This is a genomic window from Stenotrophomonas sp. YJH_SMC_82 (assembly GCF_059368875.1).
The window spans coordinates 508,396-525,060 of record NZ_JCAFSE010000001.1; the positions used below are offsets into that span (position 1 = coordinate 508,396).

General features: G+C 67.9%; 14 protein-coding genes. 10 read left to right on the forward strand and 4 right to left on the reverse strand.

What is annotated here, in order from left to right:
* Positions 1–80 precede the first annotated feature (80 nt).
* Complete coding sequence (locus AC5P53_RS02350) at positions 81–974, forward strand: NAD-dependent epimerase/dehydratase family protein (protein ID WP_014648518.1); 894 nt, start codon at positions 81–83, stop codon at positions 972–974.
* Between the two features lie 211 nt (positions 975–1,185).
* A complete protein-coding gene (locus tag AC5P53_RS02355; protein WP_111206671.1) occupies positions 1,186–3,717 on the forward strand; it encodes a methyl-accepting chemotaxis protein in 2,532 nt (843 codons plus the stop codon).
* A 78-nt stretch (positions 3,718–3,795) separates the two neighbouring features.
* On the opposite strand, the gene AC5P53_RS02360 is transcribed toward AC5P53_RS02355, so the two are convergent.
* On the reverse strand, positions 3,796–4,182 hold the full coding sequence (locus AC5P53_RS02360) for a DUF2628 domain-containing protein (RefSeq protein WP_241887596.1): 387 nt from the start codon (positions 4,180–4,182) through the stop codon (positions 3,796–3,798).
* Positions 4,183–4,399: 217 nt separating this feature from the next.
* On the opposite strand from AC5P53_RS02360, the gene AC5P53_RS02365 reads away from it, so the two are divergent.
* Positions 4,400–4,570, forward strand: coding sequence for a hypothetical protein (locus AC5P53_RS02365; protein WP_005419553.1), 171 nt, complete (start codon positions 4,400–4,402; stop codon positions 4,568–4,570).
* A 60-nt stretch (positions 4,571–4,630) separates the two neighbouring features.
* On the opposite strand, the gene AC5P53_RS02370 is transcribed toward AC5P53_RS02365, so the two are convergent.
* Positions 4,631–6,676, reverse strand: coding sequence for a TonB-dependent receptor domain-containing protein (locus AC5P53_RS02370; protein WP_241887597.1), 2,046 nt, complete (start codon positions 6,674–6,676; stop codon positions 4,631–4,633).
* 497 nt (positions 6,677–7,173) lie between these two features.
* Between AC5P53_RS02370 and mdoH the strand changes: the two genes are divergently transcribed.
* From mdoH to hemC, 5 genes are all read left to right on the forward strand, one after another.
* Entirely contained in the window at positions 7,174–9,099 is a 1,926-nt protein-coding gene (gene mdoH, locus AC5P53_RS02375) for a glucans biosynthesis glucosyltransferase MdoH (protein WP_041863849.1), read from the forward strand.
* A 50-nt stretch (positions 9,100–9,149) separates the two neighbouring features.
* Entirely contained in the window at positions 9,150–9,809 is a 660-nt protein-coding gene (locus AC5P53_RS02380) for an alpha/beta hydrolase (RefSeq protein ID WP_227864671.1), read from the forward strand.
* A gap of 3 nt (positions 9,810–9,812) precedes the next feature.
* Entirely contained in the window at positions 9,813–10,856 is a 1,044-nt protein-coding gene (locus AC5P53_RS02385) for a sensor histidine kinase (RefSeq protein ID WP_414615637.1), read from the forward strand.
* A 10-nt stretch (positions 10,857–10,866) separates the two neighbouring features.
* A complete protein-coding gene (locus AC5P53_RS02390) occupies positions 10,867–11,598 on the forward strand; it encodes a LytR/AlgR family response regulator transcription factor (protein WP_014648511.1) in 732 nt (243 codons plus the stop codon).
* A gap of 643 nt (positions 11,599–12,241) precedes the next feature.
* Entirely contained in the window at positions 12,242–13,153 is a 912-nt protein-coding gene (gene hemC / locus AC5P53_RS02395) for a hydroxymethylbilane synthase (protein ID WP_032961279.1), read from the forward strand.
* Between the two features lie 52 nt (positions 13,154–13,205).
* Here the strand turns inward: hemC and AC5P53_RS02400 are convergent, their stop codons facing one another.
* Positions 13,206–13,982, reverse strand: coding sequence for a DUF481 domain-containing protein (locus tag AC5P53_RS02400; RefSeq protein ID WP_014648509.1), 777 nt, complete (start codon positions 13,980–13,982; stop codon positions 13,206–13,208).
* A 106-nt stretch (positions 13,983–14,088) separates the two neighbouring features.
* Positions 14,089–14,691 carry a LolA-like protein gene (locus AC5P53_RS02405; RefSeq protein WP_241887515.1) on the reverse strand — a complete coding sequence of 201 codons (603 nt, stop codon included), beginning with the start codon at positions 14,689–14,691 and terminating at the stop codon, positions 14,089–14,091.
* An 81-nt stretch (positions 14,692–14,772) separates the two neighbouring features.
* On the opposite strand from AC5P53_RS02405, the gene AC5P53_RS02410 reads away from it, so the two are divergent.
* Both AC5P53_RS02410 and AC5P53_RS02415 read left to right on the forward strand, forming a co-directional pair.
* The gene (locus AC5P53_RS02410) at positions 14,773–15,744 is read left to right on the forward strand and encodes a helix-turn-helix transcriptional regulator (protein WP_014648507.1); all 972 of its coding nucleotides are present in this window, start codon (positions 14,773–14,775) and stop codon (positions 15,742–15,744) included.
* 25 nt (positions 15,745–15,769) lie between these two features.
* Positions 15,770–16,564 (forward strand): MetQ/NlpA family ABC transporter substrate-binding protein, encoded by a 795-nt coding sequence (locus AC5P53_RS02415; protein WP_014648506.1) that lies wholly within the window; start codon positions 15,770–15,772, stop codon positions 16,562–16,564.
* Positions 16,565–16,665 lie beyond the last annotated feature (101 nt).

Consider the following 16,665-nt stretch of genomic DNA (forward strand, 5'->3'; position numbering starts at 1 on the left):
GTCCTATCGCAGATGCGCGAATGCATGCCTAGAATCGAAGCATCCCGGTAGTTCCCGGGCGCTTCGAGTGAATGGACTCAATGAAGATTCTGTTGACCGGCAGTTCCGGGCGCATCGGGCGCGCGATCTTCGGTGCGTTGGCGGCCGCCCACGAAGTGGTGGGGCTGGACCGCAGCCCGTTCGCCACCACGCGCATCATTGCCGATGTCACCGATCGCCAGGCGGTCACGCGTGCGGTGCAGGGCGTGGACGCGGTCATCCATACCGCGGCCCTGCATGCTCCGCATGTCGGCCTGGTGCCGGACGCGGTATTCCAGCAGATCAACGTGGAGGCAACCGCGCACCTGCTGCAGGCCGCACGCGAAGCCGGCGCACGGCGTTTCGTGCTGACCAGCACCACCGCGCTGTACGGCCATGCCGTGGTAGCCGGTGGCTGCCGTTGGATCGACGAAGACACCGAGCCACTGCCGCGCACGATCTACCATCGCACCAAGCTGCAGGCCGAGACCCTGGCTGAAGCTGCCGCCACGCCGGGCTTCAGCGTTCGCGTGCTGCGCATGGGCCGGTGCTTCCCGGAACCGCCCGAGCGCATGGCGATGTTCCGCCTGCATCGCGGCATCGACGCCCGCGATGTGGCCAGCGCACACGCTGCACTGCTGCTCGACGAAGGCGCCCGATTCGCCCGCTATCTCGCCTGCGCACCGACGCCGTTCCGGCGCGAGGACTGCCTGGAACTGGCCACCCACCCGCGCAGCGTGCTGGCCCGTCGCGCGCCGCAGCTGCTGGCCGAGTTCGAACGCCGTGGCTGGCCGCTGCCATTGAGCATCGACCGTGTCTACGACAGTGCCCGCCTGCGCAGTGAGCTGGGCTGGCAACCGTGCTTCGGGCCGGACGACGTGCTGCAGCAGTATGCCGTCGGCAGCATCGAGGTACTGCCGCGCGCGCAGTGGATCAAGGACCGCGTGGCCGAGTGAGGCCATCGCGACGGACGGGTGGCTGACCCGACCCTGAGCAGATTCAGGAATGTGCAGGCCGGTCGCCTCAACCTCGTTGGCGGGCGGCCGCTAACCCGGTGCGCTTCCAGCGCCGGGCCCGCCCGGCGGCCGGTGGCCTGCGCGACGGATCGCGCGCCTGCGCGGTGCCTTCGTGGTGCCGGTCGTCCTGAACTGCCTTGCGGACCCTCCCATGCCTTCTTCCCGTTCCGCCGCTGCCCGCCGCCCGGGCAGCATCGCCCACAAGCTGATGCTGGGCACCGCTGCGATCGCGCTGCTGTGCTTCGGCCTGACCGCGTTCCTGATCTACCGACAGGCCAGCGCCAGCCTTATCAGCGCCTCGCGCCAGACCATGACCAGCGAGGCGACCGCTGAGGCGCGCCAGGTGGCGGCCGATCTGGGCACCGCCTTTGCCAGCAACGATGCCATGGTTGAAAGCGTGCTGGCCCAGCGCGCCCGTGGTGACGTGCCCGACCGCGCCAGCCTGGCGGCGGTGCTGGGCGAGCAGCTGCGCGCCCATCCCGAATGGCTGGGCAAGAGCACCATGTGGGAGGCCGATGCCTTCGACGGCAAGGATGCCGAGTTCGTCAACACCGAGGCGCACGATGCCACCGGCCGCTACATGAGCTACTGGGCCTGGCAGGAGGGCAAGCCGCAGCAGTCGGTGATGACCGATTACACCGAGACCGCCAGCGGTTCCGGTGACTGGTACATGGTGCCCAGCCGCGACAAACTGCCGAAAGTGAGCGAACCGTATGCCTATGACATCGCCGGGCAGCAGGTGCTGATGAGTACGCTGAGCACGCCGATCATCGAGAACGACAGGTTCCTCGGTGTCTTCACCGTCGACTTCTCGCTGGCAGCGTTGCAGAAGCACCTGGCCACGCTGAAGCCGATGGGGGCCGGCCGCGTCGAACTGCTGTCGCCGAAGGGCGTGGTGCTGGCCTCGGCCAATGCCGCCGAAATCGGCAAGCCTCGCAACGACGCACTGACCCGCAGCATGCTGGCCGAGATCGCCGCCGACCGCCCCTTCGAGGCCTTCAGCCCCGATGCGGCCGGCAACGTGCGCGTGTATGTGCCGCTGCGCGTGGGCGATGCCCCGCAGCGCTTCGCGCTGGGCGTGGTGATGCCGCATGCGGTGATCGTGGCCGAAGCGCGCCAGCTGCTGTGGCTGACCCTGCTGGTCGGCGTGATCGCCGCGCTGACCCTCAGCGCCGGTGTCTACATACTGCTGCGCCGCCTGGCGATCCGCCCGCTGGCCGAAGCGGTGCGCGTGGCCGGTGACGTCGCCGCCGGCAAGCTGGACAGCACCCTGCCGGCGCGCAGCAACGACGAAGTGGGGCGCCTGCTGGACGCGATGCAGGGCATGCGCGGCCAGCTGCAGGCGGTGATGGCTGCGCAGGCCGAAATGGCGCGCCGCCACGATGCCGGTGAACTCAGCTACCGCATGGATGCCGCGGCGTTCCCGGGCGAGTACGGCCGCATGGTGGCCGACAGCAACCAGCTGGTGGCCTCCAGCAACGCGGTCACCCAGCGCCTGGTTGAAGTGATGCAGCGCTATGCCGTCGGCGACCTCAGCGTGGACATGGAAGCACTGCCGGGCGAGAAGGCGGTGTTCACCGCTGCGATGGCGACCACCAAGCGCAACCTGGCCGCGATCAACGAGCAGATCCAGCAGCTTGCCGCTGCGGCCGCCGCCGGTGACTTCGCCGTGCGCGGTGATGCACTGCGCTTCGACCACGATTTCCGCCGCATGGTGGAGACCCTCAACACCATGATGGAAGTCAGCGACCACAACCTGGCCGCACTGTCGACGCTGCTGCGCGCGATCGCCGGCGGTGACCTCAGTACCCGCATGCAGGGTGACTTCCATGGGGTATTTGCGGTGATGCGCGACGATGCCAACAGCACCGTGCAGCACCTGACCCAGATCGTCGGCCAGATCCAGCAGTCGGCAGCCAGCATCCGCCTGGCCGCCGGTGAGATCGCTGCCGGCAACAGCGACCTGTCGCGCCGTACCGAACAGCAGGCTGCCAACTTGGAAGAAACCGCCGCGTCGATGGAAGAACTGACCTCCACCGTGCGCCAGAACGCCGACCACGCGCTGCAGGCCAACGCGCTGGCCGGTTCCGCGGCGGGCGTGGCCAGCGAAGGCGGCCAGGTGGTCAGCCAGGTGGTGCACACCATGGAGCAGATCGAGGCGTCTTCGCAGCGCATCGCCGAGATCATCTCGGTGATCGATGGCATTGCGTTCCAGACCAACATCCTGGCGTTGAACGCGGCAGTGGAAGCGGCGCGCGCCGGTGAGCAGGGCCGTGGCTTCGCCGTGGTTGCCAGTGAAGTGCGCGCGTTGGCGCAGCGTTCGGCGGGTGCTGCGAAGGAGATCAAGGAGCTGATCGACGCCTCGGTGGCCCAGGTCGGTGCCGGTGCGCAGCTGGTGCACGGCGCGGGGCGCACCATGCAGGACATCGTCGGTCAGGTCGGTCGGGTGAACGAGATCATGGCCGAGATCTCGGCCGCGTCGCGCGAACAATCGGCCGGCATCGAGCAGGTCAACCAGACTGTGGTGCAGATGGACGAAACCACCCAGCAGAACGCCGCGCTGGTGGAGGAAGCCAGTGCCGCCGCGCGCGCGATGGAGGAGCAGGCCGAGCAGCTGGCGGTGGCGGTGTCGCGCTTCCGCCTGCAGGCCGAGCCGGCGGCCGTGGCACGCCGCGCGGCCTGATCGCGCAAATGAAGACGCCCGGCGGGGGCCGGGCGTCGGTTGCGTCCTTGCCGCGCATCCCTGCGCCGGTCTGATGGCTTAGAACATTCCTTCAAACGGGTTCCAGCTGGCGCGACCTTCCACCTTCTCCAGGTAATAGCTGTAGTTGGTGCTGGAGGCGACCAGCAGATTCATCGCGATGAACAGCATGCGCCCGACGACGTCGGGAAGGAACATGCTGACGATGGCCAGCGCGATGTTGATGCCGATGACCACCAGCGCCTTGCGCCACATGCCCAGGATCAACAGGTAGATCGCACCGAAGAACAACGCGAAGAAGTTCAGGTTGATCTTCAGGCGGTCACCGAACGACAGCGCCTTCCAGGCCTGCTTGAAACCGGGATTCTTGGGCGCGCCATGCTGGCGGAAGAAGTTGAAGCGGAACTGCCACTTCGGGCTGAACTGGGACAGGTCATTGGTATTCATTTGGGGGAAACATCCCTGTGAGAAAACGTTTTCATGATAAGGCAAGTCCTATTCAGGATCCAAGGGCTGCCGTCAAAAATGTGACGCGTGCCGTGTTCCACGTGCTGCGGCCGGGTGCCGCACCGTCACCCGCCCGCCTTGTTTTTAGGATAGGGTGCGCAGTTCCGCTGCCGCCCCGGTTGGACCCGTGCGGCGGCGGGATGTCCATGGAGGTTGCATGACCACACCTGCTACACCGGAAAACGCACCGGGACCGGTGCTCCTGCCGACACCTGAAGTGGTGCAGGCACAACAACTGCTCGCACGCCAGCAACTGGCGGTGGCGATGGACCGTGCGCGCACGGCCGCCACGCGGGACGCGGCACCGGCCGCGCTGGAAAGCGAGTAACCCGCAATACCGTCGATCGCGCTGGCATGTCGCCAGCGCGATCACGGCGCGTGCCGCCGGTCAGAAGCGCGCGGTCATGCTGAGGAAGTAGCTGCGCCCGGCGACGAAGTAGTCGGTGGAGCCTTCCGCATACAGCTTCTTGTCGGCCAGGTTGCTGACGCCACCGCGCAGGGTCAGCACCTCGTTGACGTTCCATGCGACGGTCAGGTCATACAGGGTGTAGGCCTTGAGGAAGGTCGTGGCGGTGCCGGTCTGCTTGCCGGTGTACTGCGCCGACAGGCTGCCGGAGAACACCGTATTCGGCGACCAGTCCAGCGACGAGTAGCCGGAGAATTCCGGCGTATCGATCAGGTTGCGGCCGGTGGTCAGGTTCCTGGCTTCCTTCATCCAGGTCGCCGAGGTGCGCCAGCGCCACTGCTCGCCGAAGCGGACGTTGAAGTTGCCTTCCATGCCGCTGGTGCGCGCGCGCTGCACGTTGCTCATGCGCGTCCACCAGATGCCGTTGAAGCGGCCCAGCGGTGCGTATTCGATCTTGTTCCGGAAGTCGGTGTGGAAGTAGGTCACGCCAACATCGATCAGGTCATTGTCGAAGCTGATGCCGATCTCGCGGTTGGTGCTGGTTTCCGGATCCAGGTCCGGGTTGCCGGCCATGTAGCACCCGCCGCGGGTATAACCCAGCGGGATCAGCGAGGTGCAGCCACGGCCGCCGGACTGGGTGGCAGCGGTGGCCGAATTCTCGGTCAGGCTGGGCGCACGGAACCCCTTGGAGACGCCACCGCGGATGGTCCACTGTTCGGCCGGATGCCAGACCAGGTACGCACGCGGGCTGACGTGGCCGCCGAACTTCTCATGGTGGTCCAGGCGCGCGCCCACGGTCAGGGCCAGGGTGCGGTGCAGCTTCAGTTCGTCTTCGACAAACAGCGCCCAGGTATCCACTTCCAGGCTGGAGCCGCTGACGGCGTTGCCGGCGTAGTCGATCGGCGCGCGGCCGATGGTATCGGTGTTGGTCAGTTCCTGGCGCTTCCACTGCCCACCCACGGCAAACTGGTGTTCAACGCCCAGAGTGAACGGCGTGGTCAGGCTGCCTTCGATGATCGTGTCGGTGGCCTCTGAGCGGCCGGTGGCGCCGATGTCGTTCTTGTATTCGGTCCAGTACGCGCTGAGCCTGGAGGTGCCGAAGCTCCACGTGCCATCGTGGTTGAGCGCCAGCGAGCTGCGCTTGAGCTCACTGGCTCCCCAGGCGCCTTCGTCCTGCTTTTCCAGCGACGCATCGATGAAGGCCTGCTGCACGCCATGGCCGGCTTCCAGCGACAGTTCCTGTGCGTCGCTCAGCTTCCACTGCAGCAGCGCATCGACAGTGCGGTCCTTCTCGCCGGCGTAGGCATTGCCGTAGACACCGTGGTTGGACTGGTCCGAATCACGGCGCATGCTGTTGGCACCGATGCGCAGGCCGAAGCGTTCGCCCAGCGGGCCGGAGAAGGTCGCGCCGATCTGCTGGGTATCGCCGCGCTTGCCATCACCGGGACGGGTGTAGCTGTGGGTGGCGCTGCCGTTCCATTCGTCGCCGATGCGCCGGGTGATGATGTTGATCACCCCGCCCATGGCGTCGGAGCCGTATAGCGAGGACATCGGCCCACGCACCACTTCGATGCGTTCGATCTGGTCGGGCGAGATCCAGTTCAGGTCCTGGCGGCCGAGGTCGGGGCGGTAGTTGGTCGCGGCCGAGCTGCCCATGCGCTTGCCGTCCACCAGCACCAGCGTGTAGTTGGACGGCATGCCGCGCAGCTTGATCTTGGACTGCTCGCCGACGGCGCTGAGGCCGCCGGTCACGCCCGGCACGCGGCTGAGCAGGGTGGCCAGGTCGGGAACCGGCTGGCGCTCGATGTCCTCGCGGCTGATCACGCTGATGCTGGCCGGGGCATCCTTGATCCATTGCTGGCTGCCCGAGGCGGTGACCACCAGGGTATCCAGATCCTTGGTGGAGGCATCGGCGCCGGCCTCTGCAGCGGCCAGGCCTGGCAGGGCCAGCAGGCAGGCGGAGGCCAGGGCAGGGGCCAGGCGGGTGCGCGGCAGGCGCGCGGAACGGGAACGGGACGATGGGGACATGGCGGCTTCCATGGGAGGTGGGGTGACCCGGTGGAAGCAGCAGGCGCAGGCAGACAGCAGGCAGCCACCCTTCCGTGGGTCGTCGGTGCGCGCGGTGTGGACCGGCGCAGCTGGGTGGGTCGCGGCCGTGCGGGTAGACGGTGACCTGCCTGGTTAATGAAATGATAACCGTTCGCGTTTGATACGATCCAGTACCCGGGGCGATGCAATGACATCTGGCCATCCCCCGACGTGATCGCCTGCTATTTGCTGAATGGGGATAAATCCCGGCGTAGGCCTTCGCACCCGGCTTACATTCAGCGCCCTAGACTGGGCCGCATTTTCGATTCCGCCCCGTTGGAGATCGTGTGGGTTCCGGTAGTGACAGACATCGACTGTGCGGCCTGAAGCCGACACAGTCTGGACAAGTGCGGGCGCCGGGAAAGCGCGCCGGGAACCTTGGTGCATGCAGCCCGGCCGGGATAGCCGGCCGTGCCGACGGCGCGGAGTAGGCGACGATGGGGGTGCAGACCATCCATGCGGAAGCAGAAACGCCCCGGCTCGACGCCGGCTGGGCGCTGCTGCCCGCTGAATCGCCGTTGCAGATGCCCGAACAGACCCTGCGCGAAGGTGCACTGAAGGTCCGGCGGCATCGCACGTCGCCGCGCCTGATCGGCCTGCGCCGGCTGTACATCTTCGGTGGCACGCTCGGCATGACCGCCGTGGCCACGCGGATGATGTGGCGGGTGCTGTCGGCCAATGGCATCAGCGTGCTCGAAGCCTGCCTGCTGGTGCTGTTCGTTGGCCTGTTTGCCTGGATCGCGCTGTCTTTCGCCAGCGCCCTGGCCGGCTTCCTGACCGCCGTGTTCGACCGTGGCTATCGCCTCGGCATCGACCCGGACAAGCCGCTGCCGACCGTGCACAGCCGCACCGCGCTGCTGATGCCGACCTACAACGAAGACCCGCGCCGCCTGCTGGCGGGCCTGCAGGCGATCTACGAGTCGGTGGCGGCCACCGGCCAGCTCGGCCGATTCGATTTCTTCGTGCTCAGCGATACCCGTCGCGAGGACATCGCCGCTGCCGAGGAGCGGGTGTTCGGCGAGCTGCGCGAGCGGGTGCCGGACGGGCAGATCCGCCTGTTCTACCGCCGCCGTGGTGACAACAGCGGGCGCAAGGCCGGCAACATCGCCGACTGGGTCCGTCGCTTCGGCGGTGCCTACCCGCAGATGCTGATCCTCGACGCCGACAGCCTGATGACCGGCGACAGCATCGTGCGCCTGGTGGCCGGCATGGAGCACAACGCCGACGTCGGCCTGATCCAGACCCTGCCGTCGGTGATCGGCGGCCGCACCCTGTTCGCACGCATGCAGCAGTTCGGTGGCCGCGTGTACGGGCCGGTGATCGCCCGTGGCGTGGCCTGGTGGCATGGTGCCGAGAGCAACTACTGGGGCCACAACGCCATCATCCGTACCCGCGCCTTCGCCGACCACGCCGGCCTGCCGGCGCTGCCGGGGCGCAAGCCGTTCGGCGGCCACGTGCTCAGCCATGACTTCGTCGAAGCAGCGTTGATGCGTCGTGGCGGCTGGGCCGCGCACATGGTGCCCTACCTCGGTGGCAGCTATGAAGAGGGCCCGCCGACGCTGACCGATCTGCTGGTTCGCGACCGCCGCTGGTGCCAGGGCAACCTGCAGCACGGCAAGGTCGTGGGCAGCCGCGGCCTGCACTGGATCAGCCGCACGCACATGCTGATCGGCATCGGCCACTATTTCACCGCACCGATGTGGGCAATGCTGATGCTGATCGGCATCGCCATCCCGCTGTTCCAGGAGGGCATCGACTTCAATGCCCTGCTGCACCTGTCGCCCAGCGTGTACTGGCGCGCACAGGACGAAGAGCAGGTGGTGCGCCTGTTCGCCGCCACCATGGCGGTACTGCTGCTGCCCAAGGTGCTCGGTTACCTGGCGATGCTGCTGGACCCGGTCGACCGCCGCGGCTGCGGCGGTGCGATCCGTGCCTTCGTGTCGATGCTGGTGGAAACCGTGCTGGCCGCGCTGATGGCGCCGGTGGTGATGTACGTGCAGTCGCGGGGCGTGGCCGAAGTGTTGTCCGGCCGCGATTCCGGCTGGGATGCGCAGCAGCGTGACGACGGCGGCATCTCGTGGCTGGCACTGATCCGCGGCTACGGTGGCCTGGGTGTGTTCGGCGCCTTCATGGGCGTGCTGGCCTGGGCCGTGTCGCCGTCGCTGGCGGCGTGGATGGCGCCGGTGGTGATCGGCATGGTGTTGGCCATTCCGGTGGTGGCGCTGACCTCCTCGCGTGGTCCGGGCGCCTTCCTGCATCGCCTGGGCCTGCTGGACATTCCCGAAGAGAACATCCCGCCACCGGTACTGGTCCGCGCCGCGCAGCTGCGGCGCGAAGCGGCCGAGCAACCGCCGCTGTACTGATTGCCCCACGCCAGCGGCATAATGCGGCTCGAACTTGAAGGAGCCGCATCATGCTGCAAACGGTGGAACAGGAAACCGGCGCCTCGCCGCGGTGGTCGGTGATCTGGCTGCACGGCCTCGGCGCCGATGGCCATGATTTCGCGCCGATCGTGCCGGAGCTGGTGCGGCCGCACTGGCCGGCGCTGCGCTTCGTGTTCCCGCACGCACCGGTGCGGCCGATCACGATCAACAACGGCGTGCCCATGCGCGGCTGGTACGACATCGTCGGCATGGACTTCCGGTCGCGTGCCGACATGGCCGGCGTGCAGGAATCGGTGGTGCAGCTGGACGCGCTGATCGCGCGCGAGATCGAGCGTGGCGTCGCGGCGGAGAAGATCTTCCTGGCCGGCTTCTCGCAGGGCGGGGCGATCATCCTGACCGCCGCGCTGGCGCGCACCGCGCCACTGGCCGGCCTGATCGCCCTGTCCACCTATCTGCCCGAGGCCGACAGTGCCCGTCGTGCTGAAGGTGCCGTGCAGGTGCCGGTGTTCATGGCCCATGGCAGTGGCGACCCGGTGATCCCGCAGGCCGTCGCCGCCCACAGCGCACAGGCGCTGCGTACGCTGGGCCTGGACGTGGCGTGGCACAGCTACCCGATGGCCCACCAGGTCTGTGCCGAGGAAATCCAGGCACTGGGTGACTGGCTGCAGGAACGGCTGGGCGCGGCCTGAGCCATGCCCCTGGCCAGCCCATCGCCGTGGATGCCGGAACTGTGCCGCCTGCCGCGGCTGGCGGCGATGCTGGGCCTGGCCGAGCTGGTGGTGGTGGTGCTGGCCCTGGCCCCGGATGGCAGCCGCCACTGGACCGTTGGCGAGCTGCTGTCGGCCAGCGGCTTCGCGCTGTGGCTGGCGCTGGCCGTGACCGCCAGCCTGTGCCTGCTGCGGCAGGCGCTGTCCAGGCTGCCGCAGGTGATGGGGGCGGTCGCTGCCATCGCACTGGCGGCCCTGATCGCGGTGGTCTGCGCCGGCATCGTGCACGCGCTGTACGCGGTGCTGGGTGACAGCTTCGCCAACGGCATCAGCTTCTGGCGCTTCACCCTCGGCAGCGCCGCCACCACCGCGCTGATCACCGCGCTGGCGCTGCGCTACTTCTATGTCAGCGACCGCTGGGCCGCGCAGGTGCAGGCCAATGCACGCGCCCAGGCCGATGCGCTGCAGGCGCGCATCCGCCCGCATTTCCTGTTCAACAGCATGAACCTCATCGCCAGCCTGCTGCATCGGGACCCGGCGGTGGCCGAGCGTGCCGTGCTCGACCTGTCCGATCTGTTCCGTGCTGCGCTCGGTGCAGGCGAGGGCGATTCCACCCTGCGCGACGAATGCGAACTGGCCGAGCGCTACCTGTCGATCGAATCGCTGCGCCTGGGCGAACGCCTGCAGGTGCGCTGGCAACGTGACGAGCCGCTGCCGTGGGACCTGCCATTGCCAAGGCTGGTACTGCAGCCGCTGGTGGAAAACGCCGTGCTGCATGGCATTTCGCGCCTGCCCGAGGGCGGCACCATCGAGCTGCAGCTGCTGCGCGAGGGCAACGATCTGCAGATCCGCGTGCGCAATCCCGCGCCTGATCCGCAGGCGCCCGGGCTGGCCCTGGCGCGGGGGGCCGGCCATGCCCAGCACAGCATCGGCCATCGGCTGGCCTGGCGCTTTGGCAGTGCCGCGCGGATGACGGCTGGCTGGAGCGAGGGCTACTATGCCTGCCAGGTGACAGTGCCGATCCAGTGAGGGGACGATCGTGAGGGTAGTCATCGCCGATGACGAACCACTGGCGCGTGAGCGCCTGCGCAGCCTGTTGGCCGCACAGGACGGCGTGGACGTGGTGGCCGAGGCCGGCAACGGCGAGCAGGCCCTGCACGCGTGCGCGGAGCTGCAGCCGGACCTGGTCCTGCTGGACATCGCAATGCCTGGGCTGGACGGCCTGGAAGCAGCCCGCCACCTGGCCAGCTTCGAACCGCGGCCGGCGGTGGTGTTCTGCACTGCCTACGATGCGCATGCGCTGTCGGCCTTCGAAGCGGCAGCCATCGATTACCTGATGAAGCCGGTGCGCGCCGAACGCCTGGCAGCGGCGATTGCACGGGCACGCACGTTCCTGGCCGGTCGCGATGGCCAGCCGCAGGCGCACAGCGGGCAGCAGGCACGCAGCGTACTGTGCGCACGCCTGCGCGGCAGCCTGCGGCTGATTCCGCTGGACGACATCCACTACCTGCAGGCCGAAGAGAAGTACGTGGTGGTGCACCACGCGCGCGGCGAGGACCTGATCGAGGAATCGCTGAAGTCGCTGGAGGAAGAGTTCGCCAGCCGTTTCATCCGTATCCATCGCAACTGCCTGGTGGCGCGGCACGAGCTGGTGGAGCTGCGCCGCGGCTCCGGCGGGCAGGTGCAGGCGGTGCTGCGGCATGGCAGGCAGCCGCTGGAAGTCAGCCGCCGCTGTGTGGCGACGCTGAAGCAGGAACTGCGGCATCTGTGAGTGGTCCCGCGCGGCCTGCGGCCGCGACTGCTTACAGATCAACATCAACATCAAGATCAACAGCAGGTTGGCCGGCTCGTTGTTCTTACGTGCTGGGTCGGGCCGGGGTGGGGTGGCGGGACACGCCGTAGACCCATCCCTGGGGGCTCGATGGCGCCATCCATGGCGCCAACGGTCCCGCCACCCCACCCCGGCCCAACCCTCTCTTTTTCCCGCGTCGGACGGCAAAGGCATTGTTGTTATCGGGTGGGGGAAGAGGGGTCAGATCCCTTTTCCTGCGGAAAAGGGATCTGACCCCGGAAGCCGTCGGCTGTTGCCTTTGCTTCTGCACTCTTTTTTTGATCTTCCGTGGCTGGCGCACACGGAAACTGTCAGGGGCCGGGGCGGTGGGGTCATGCGGGGTGTCCGCGGCATGGGCCCGAGGCATGCCTCGGGCGGGTTGGGCAGGACGCCCAACCCCGGTCTTGCCGTGTGCGCAGGACAGCGCACACGAGCAAGCCGCGGCCAAGCCCCCAGGGATGGGTTCACGGCGTCCCCGCATGACCCCACCGCCCCGGCCAAGCACGGCTTCTGCTTTGATGGCACCAGCCACGAGGGGCTCCGCCGTTGGCCGTATCCGCGCCGAAGGCGCGATAATGACCGGATGGAAACCGTCCGCATCGCCACCCGCAAGAGCCCGCTCGCCCTCTGGCAAAGCGAACACGTCGCCAACCGCCTGCGCCAGGCCCATCCCGGGCTGCATGTGGAACTGGTGCCGATGAGCACCCGCGGTGACGAGGTGCTCGACCGCTCGCTGGCCGCCATCGGTGGCAAGGGCCTGTTCCTGAAGGAGCTGGAGCTGGCCATGCTGCGCGGTGAGGCCGACTGCGCCGTGCACTCGCTGAAGGATGTGCCGATGGAACTGGACGAACCCTTCGCGCTGCCGGCGATGCTGACCCGCCACGATCCAGCCGATGGTTTCGTCTCCAACCTGTACGCCTCGCTGGACGCGCTGCCGATCGGTGCGCGGGTCGGCACCTCATCGCTGCGCCGCCAGGCCCAGCTGCGCGCGCTGCGCCCGGATCTGGAATTGCTGGACCTGCGCGGCAACGTCAACACCCGCCTGGCCAAGCTCGACAATGGTGGCTACGACGCCATCGTGCTGGCCGTGGCCGGCCTGGAGCGCCTGGGCCTGGGCGGGCGCATCGTCGCGCGCCTGCAGCCGCCGCAGTGGCTGCCGGCACCGGCGCAGGGCGCGGTGGCGGTGGAGTGCGACGGTGGCAATACGCGCCTGATGGCGCTGTTCGCCACGCTTGATGACGCCGCTACGCGCGCCTGCGTGGAAGCCGAGCGGGCGATGAACCGCGCGCTGCATGGCAGCTGCCACGTGCCGGTGGCGGCCATCGCGCAGTGGCAGGGCGACGACCTGCACCTGCAGGGCCTGGTCGGCAGTGCCAGCGATGGTCGTGCGGTGCGCGCCGAGGCGATGGGACCGGCCCGGGATCCGGAGGCGTTGGGCCAGCGCGTGGCGAAGATGCTGCTGGAAGCCGGTGCCGGCGAACTGCTGAACGTCTGAGCTACCGCCGGCACTACCGGAAGAAGAACGGGCGCCCTGGCGCCCGTTCTGCTTATTTGAACTTGTAGACCACGTTCATCGTGGTCAGCGTATCGGTCTTGCGCTTGTCCTCGGCCACGTCACTGTTGTAGCGCGCCTGCCAGCCGGCCTTCAGTGCCAGGTGCTCGTTCATGCTCACCGAGACACCGAAGTCGTTCTGGCCGAAGGTGTTGTACGAACCGGATTCGACCAGCAGCGTGTTGACCAGGTCGGTGTTGTCAGTCAGCGAATACTTCATGTCGAACAGGCCACGGCCGATCAGGCCGGTGCGGGTGCGGTCGTCCTCGGTGCTGTGGGTGCGGCGCACACCGGGGCCGATCTGCGCGTCGAACGAGAAGCGCTCGGTGTTCCACAGGCGGGTGCCGTAACCCAGACCGAACGAGCTCTGGCGGTCGTAGGTGGCGAAGTCGTCGCGTTCCGTACGCACCGTCGCGGTCAGCTGGCGGTGTTCGCCCAGCTGCAGCGCGCTGCCGGCACTGCCGGTGTAGCGGTTGGCGGTGGTGTTGTTGCGGCGGGTGGTGGTGCCGTCGTCGTTGGTTTCGGTCACCTTGGAGCTGGAGCGCAGGCCGAACAGGTCCATGCTGTGCACCCAGTCACCGTCGGTGTAGCGCAGGCGCAGGCGGCCGTTGAAGCTCTCGGTGCTGCTGTTGCCGCGTGCCGAGGCAAACCCGAGCTCGCCACCACTGCCACTCCACGGCGAGGACATCGCCGCCAGTTCGGAGGCATCCTGTGCGTATGCGAGCGGCGCACACAGCAGCAGGGGGACCAGCAGGGACACGCGCAGGGACATCGAGGCTTCTCCGGAACGGTTGACAGCCGGTGATGATACTGGAAGCGTGATGGCGGTCCGAATCGATCCAATGCGCGCTTCAGCGAACGTTGGCGCGGTCGCCTATTCAGGGCAGATCGACGCGCACCTCAGGGTCGTTGAAGCGCGAATAGCGCAGGCGCAGCTGGAAGCTGCGGCCATTGCTGCTGCCGCTGCGTACGATCTGGCGTGGCAGGCCCTGAGCATCCACCCAGTACTCCAGGCGTTCCCCGGGCTGGGCGCCGCGCAGCCGGTAGTGCCGGGTCTGCACCCCGTCCAGCGACTGGCTGCCGAGATCTTCGGCCTTCAGTTCGGCGGGCAGGGCATCGGCGGGCAGCGGGTTGCGCCATTGCTCGAGCAGGCCGGGCGGGGTCGGCACCTGGCGGATCGCGCCGTCGGCCTGCAGGAACATGGTGTCGCCGATGATGGTCTGCGGCCCCGCCGGCGTCTCCACCCGGAAACGATCGGGCGCGACGAAGTCCATGCCGCTGCGCACCGGCTGTGGTGCGCCCAGCACCTCCAGTTCGGCGTGGAAGCTGCGCAGGGCCGCGAAACGCTGGCTGGCGCCCAGCACCGCCTGCGTCGGATCGGCGACGGGTACCGGGGGCTCGGCGCCGGCCGGCGCCGGCGCGCGATCGCAGGCGGCCAGCAGCAGGCAGGCCAGCAGGGACAGGGCAGGCAACCGGCGCATCGGGCATTCCATGGGGGTGGGGGCGACCACGATAGCCCAAACGTCCCACACAAGACCCGCGACTCGGACATAATCGGGGGTATGGACCGATACGAACGCATCACCGCCCTGCATCGTCTGCTCAAGTCCGCGCGCTATCCGGTGACGGTGGCGACCCTGCAGGACAAGCTCGGTTGTTCCCGCGCCACCGTCTACCGCGACCTGGCCTTCCTGCGCGATGCGCTGATGGCACCGATCGAGGGCGACGGCGAGGCGGGCTTCCGCTACCAGGCTGACGAGAGCGACCGTTTCGAGCTGCCCGGCCTGTGGCTCAGCTCGGAGGAGCTGCATGCCCTGCTGGCCTCGCAGCACCTGCTGGCGCGGACCGGCGGTGGTGTGCTGTCGTCGGTGCTGGCACCGCTGCAGCAACGCATCGAGAGCCTGCTGGCGGCCCAGGCCGGCGTGTCCAGCTGGCCGGTCGACCGCGTGCGGGTGATTCCGCACCGTGGCCGCAAGTTTGACGAAGGCAGCTTCCGCAGCGTCGCATCGGCCGTGCTGGAGCGCCGCCAGCTGGCGTTCGAGTACCGTGCCCGTTCCACCGACGAGCCGACCAAGCGCACCGTCTCGCCGCAGCGCCTGACCCACTATCGCGACAACTGGTACCTGGATGCCTGGGACCATGACCGCGACGCCCTGCGCAGTTTCGCGGTCGACCGCATCCACAAGGCGCGGGTGGTCGACAGCACCGCGCGCGACGTCGCCGACAGCGAGCTGGACGAGCAGCTCGGCGCCAGCTACGGCATCTTCTCTGGCGCGCCGAAGGGCTGGGCGACCATCCTGTTCAGCGCCAAGGCCGCGCGCTGGGTGGCCGACGAGCACTGGCATTCCAAGCAGCAGGGCCGCTTCCTGGCCGACGGCCGCTATGAGCTGAAGGTGCCGTACAGCGTCTCGCGCGAGCTGCTGATGGATGTGCTGCATTACGGCTCGGATGCCGAGATCGTCGAGCCCATGATGCTGCGCGAGCAGGCCAAGGCGTTGCTTGAGCTGGCCCTGAGCAACTACGAAAACTCCTGACACTCCCCCGAGAATTCAATCCCCCATGAAAAAGACCCTGTTGCTGCCCCTGCTCGCCGCTGCGCTGGCCCTGACCGCCTGCGGCAAGTCCGGCGAGCCCTCGCAGAAGCTGGTGGTGGCCGCCACGGCCGTGCCGCATGCCGAGATCCTCGAGGTGGTCAAGCCGATCCTCAAGCAGGAAGGCGTGGACCTGGACGTGCGGGTGTTCAATGACTACGTGCAGCCCAACGACCAGCTGGTGCAGAAGCAGGTGGATGCGAACTACTTCCAGACCGAGCCCTACCTGGATGCCTACAACCGCGACCGCAAGACCGACCTGGTGAAGGTGATCGGCGTGCACATCGAGCCGTTCGGTGCGTACTCGCGCAAGGTCAAGTCGCTGGCCGAGCTGCGCGAAGGCGCCGACGTGGTGATCCCGAACGACCCGAGCAACAACAGCCGCGCGCTGATCCTGCTGCACAAGGCCGGCGTGATCGAGCTGAAGGACCCGACCAACGCACTGGCGACCCAGCGCGACATCATCGCCAATCCGAAGAACCTGAAGTTCCGCGAGCTCGACTCGGCGATGCTGCCGCGCGTGCTGGACCAGGTCGACCTGGCCCTGATCAATACCAACTACGCGCTGGACGCAGGCCTCAACCCGACCCAGGATGCGCTGGCGATCGAGAGCAAGGACTCGCCGTACGTGAATTTCCTGGTCGCGCGCCCGGACAACAAGGACGACGCCCGCGTGCAGAAGCTGGCCAAGGCCCTGACCAGCCCGCAGGTGAAGGCGTTCATCGAGACCAAGTACAAGGGCGCGGTGCTGCCGGCGTTCTGACGCCAGCGCCCATTCGCCTGTAGAGCCGAGCCTATGCTCGGCTCTGCTTTTTGCGGTATCCCGCCAGCAGCAGCCGAGCATGGCTCGGCTCTACAGTGTCA

Coding starts and splice junctions, on each gene's coding strand:
- AC5P53_RS02405 (WP_241887515.1), bottom strand. CDS start 14,691: ATGCGCCGGTTGCCTGCCCTGTCCCTGCTGGCCTGCCTGCTGCTGGCC.
- AC5P53_RS02350 (WP_014648518.1), top strand. CDS start 81: ATGAAGATTCTGTTGACCGGCAGTTCCGGGCGCATCGGGCGCGCGATC.
- AC5P53_RS02380 (WP_227864671.1), top strand. CDS start 9,150: ATGCTGCAAACGGTGGAACAGGAAACCGGCGCCTCGCCGCGGTGGTCG.
- AC5P53_RS02365 (WP_005419553.1), top strand. CDS start 4,400: ATGACCACACCTGCTACACCGGAAAACGCACCGGGACCGGTGCTCCTG.
- AC5P53_RS02355 (WP_111206671.1), top strand. CDS start 1,186: ATGCCTTCTTCCCGTTCCGCCGCTGCCCGCCGCCCGGGCAGCATCGCC.
- AC5P53_RS02400 (WP_014648509.1), bottom strand. CDS start 13,982: ATGTCCCTGCGCGTGTCCCTGCTGGTCCCCCTGCTGCTGTGTGCGCCG.
- AC5P53_RS02415 (WP_014648506.1), top strand. CDS start 15,770: ATGAAAAAGACCCTGTTGCTGCCCCTGCTCGCCGCTGCGCTGGCCCTG.
- AC5P53_RS02410 (WP_014648507.1), top strand. CDS start 14,773: ATGGACCGATACGAACGCATCACCGCCCTGCATCGTCTGCTCAAGTCC.
- mdoH (WP_041863849.1), top strand. CDS start 7,174: ATGGGGGTGCAGACCATCCATGCGGAAGCAGAAACGCCCCGGCTCGAC.
- AC5P53_RS02385 (WP_414615637.1), top strand. CDS start 9,813: ATGCCCCTGGCCAGCCCATCGCCGTGGATGCCGGAACTGTGCCGCCTG.
- AC5P53_RS02370 (WP_241887597.1), bottom strand. CDS start 6,676: ATGTCCCCATCGTCCCGTTCCCGTTCCGCGCGCCTGCCGCGCACCCGC.
- hemC (WP_032961279.1), top strand. CDS start 12,242: ATGGAAACCGTCCGCATCGCCACCCGCAAGAGCCCGCTCGCCCTCTGG.
- AC5P53_RS02360 (WP_241887596.1), bottom strand. CDS start 4,182: ATGAATACCAATGACCTGTCCCAGTTCAGCCCGAAGTGGCAGTTCCGC.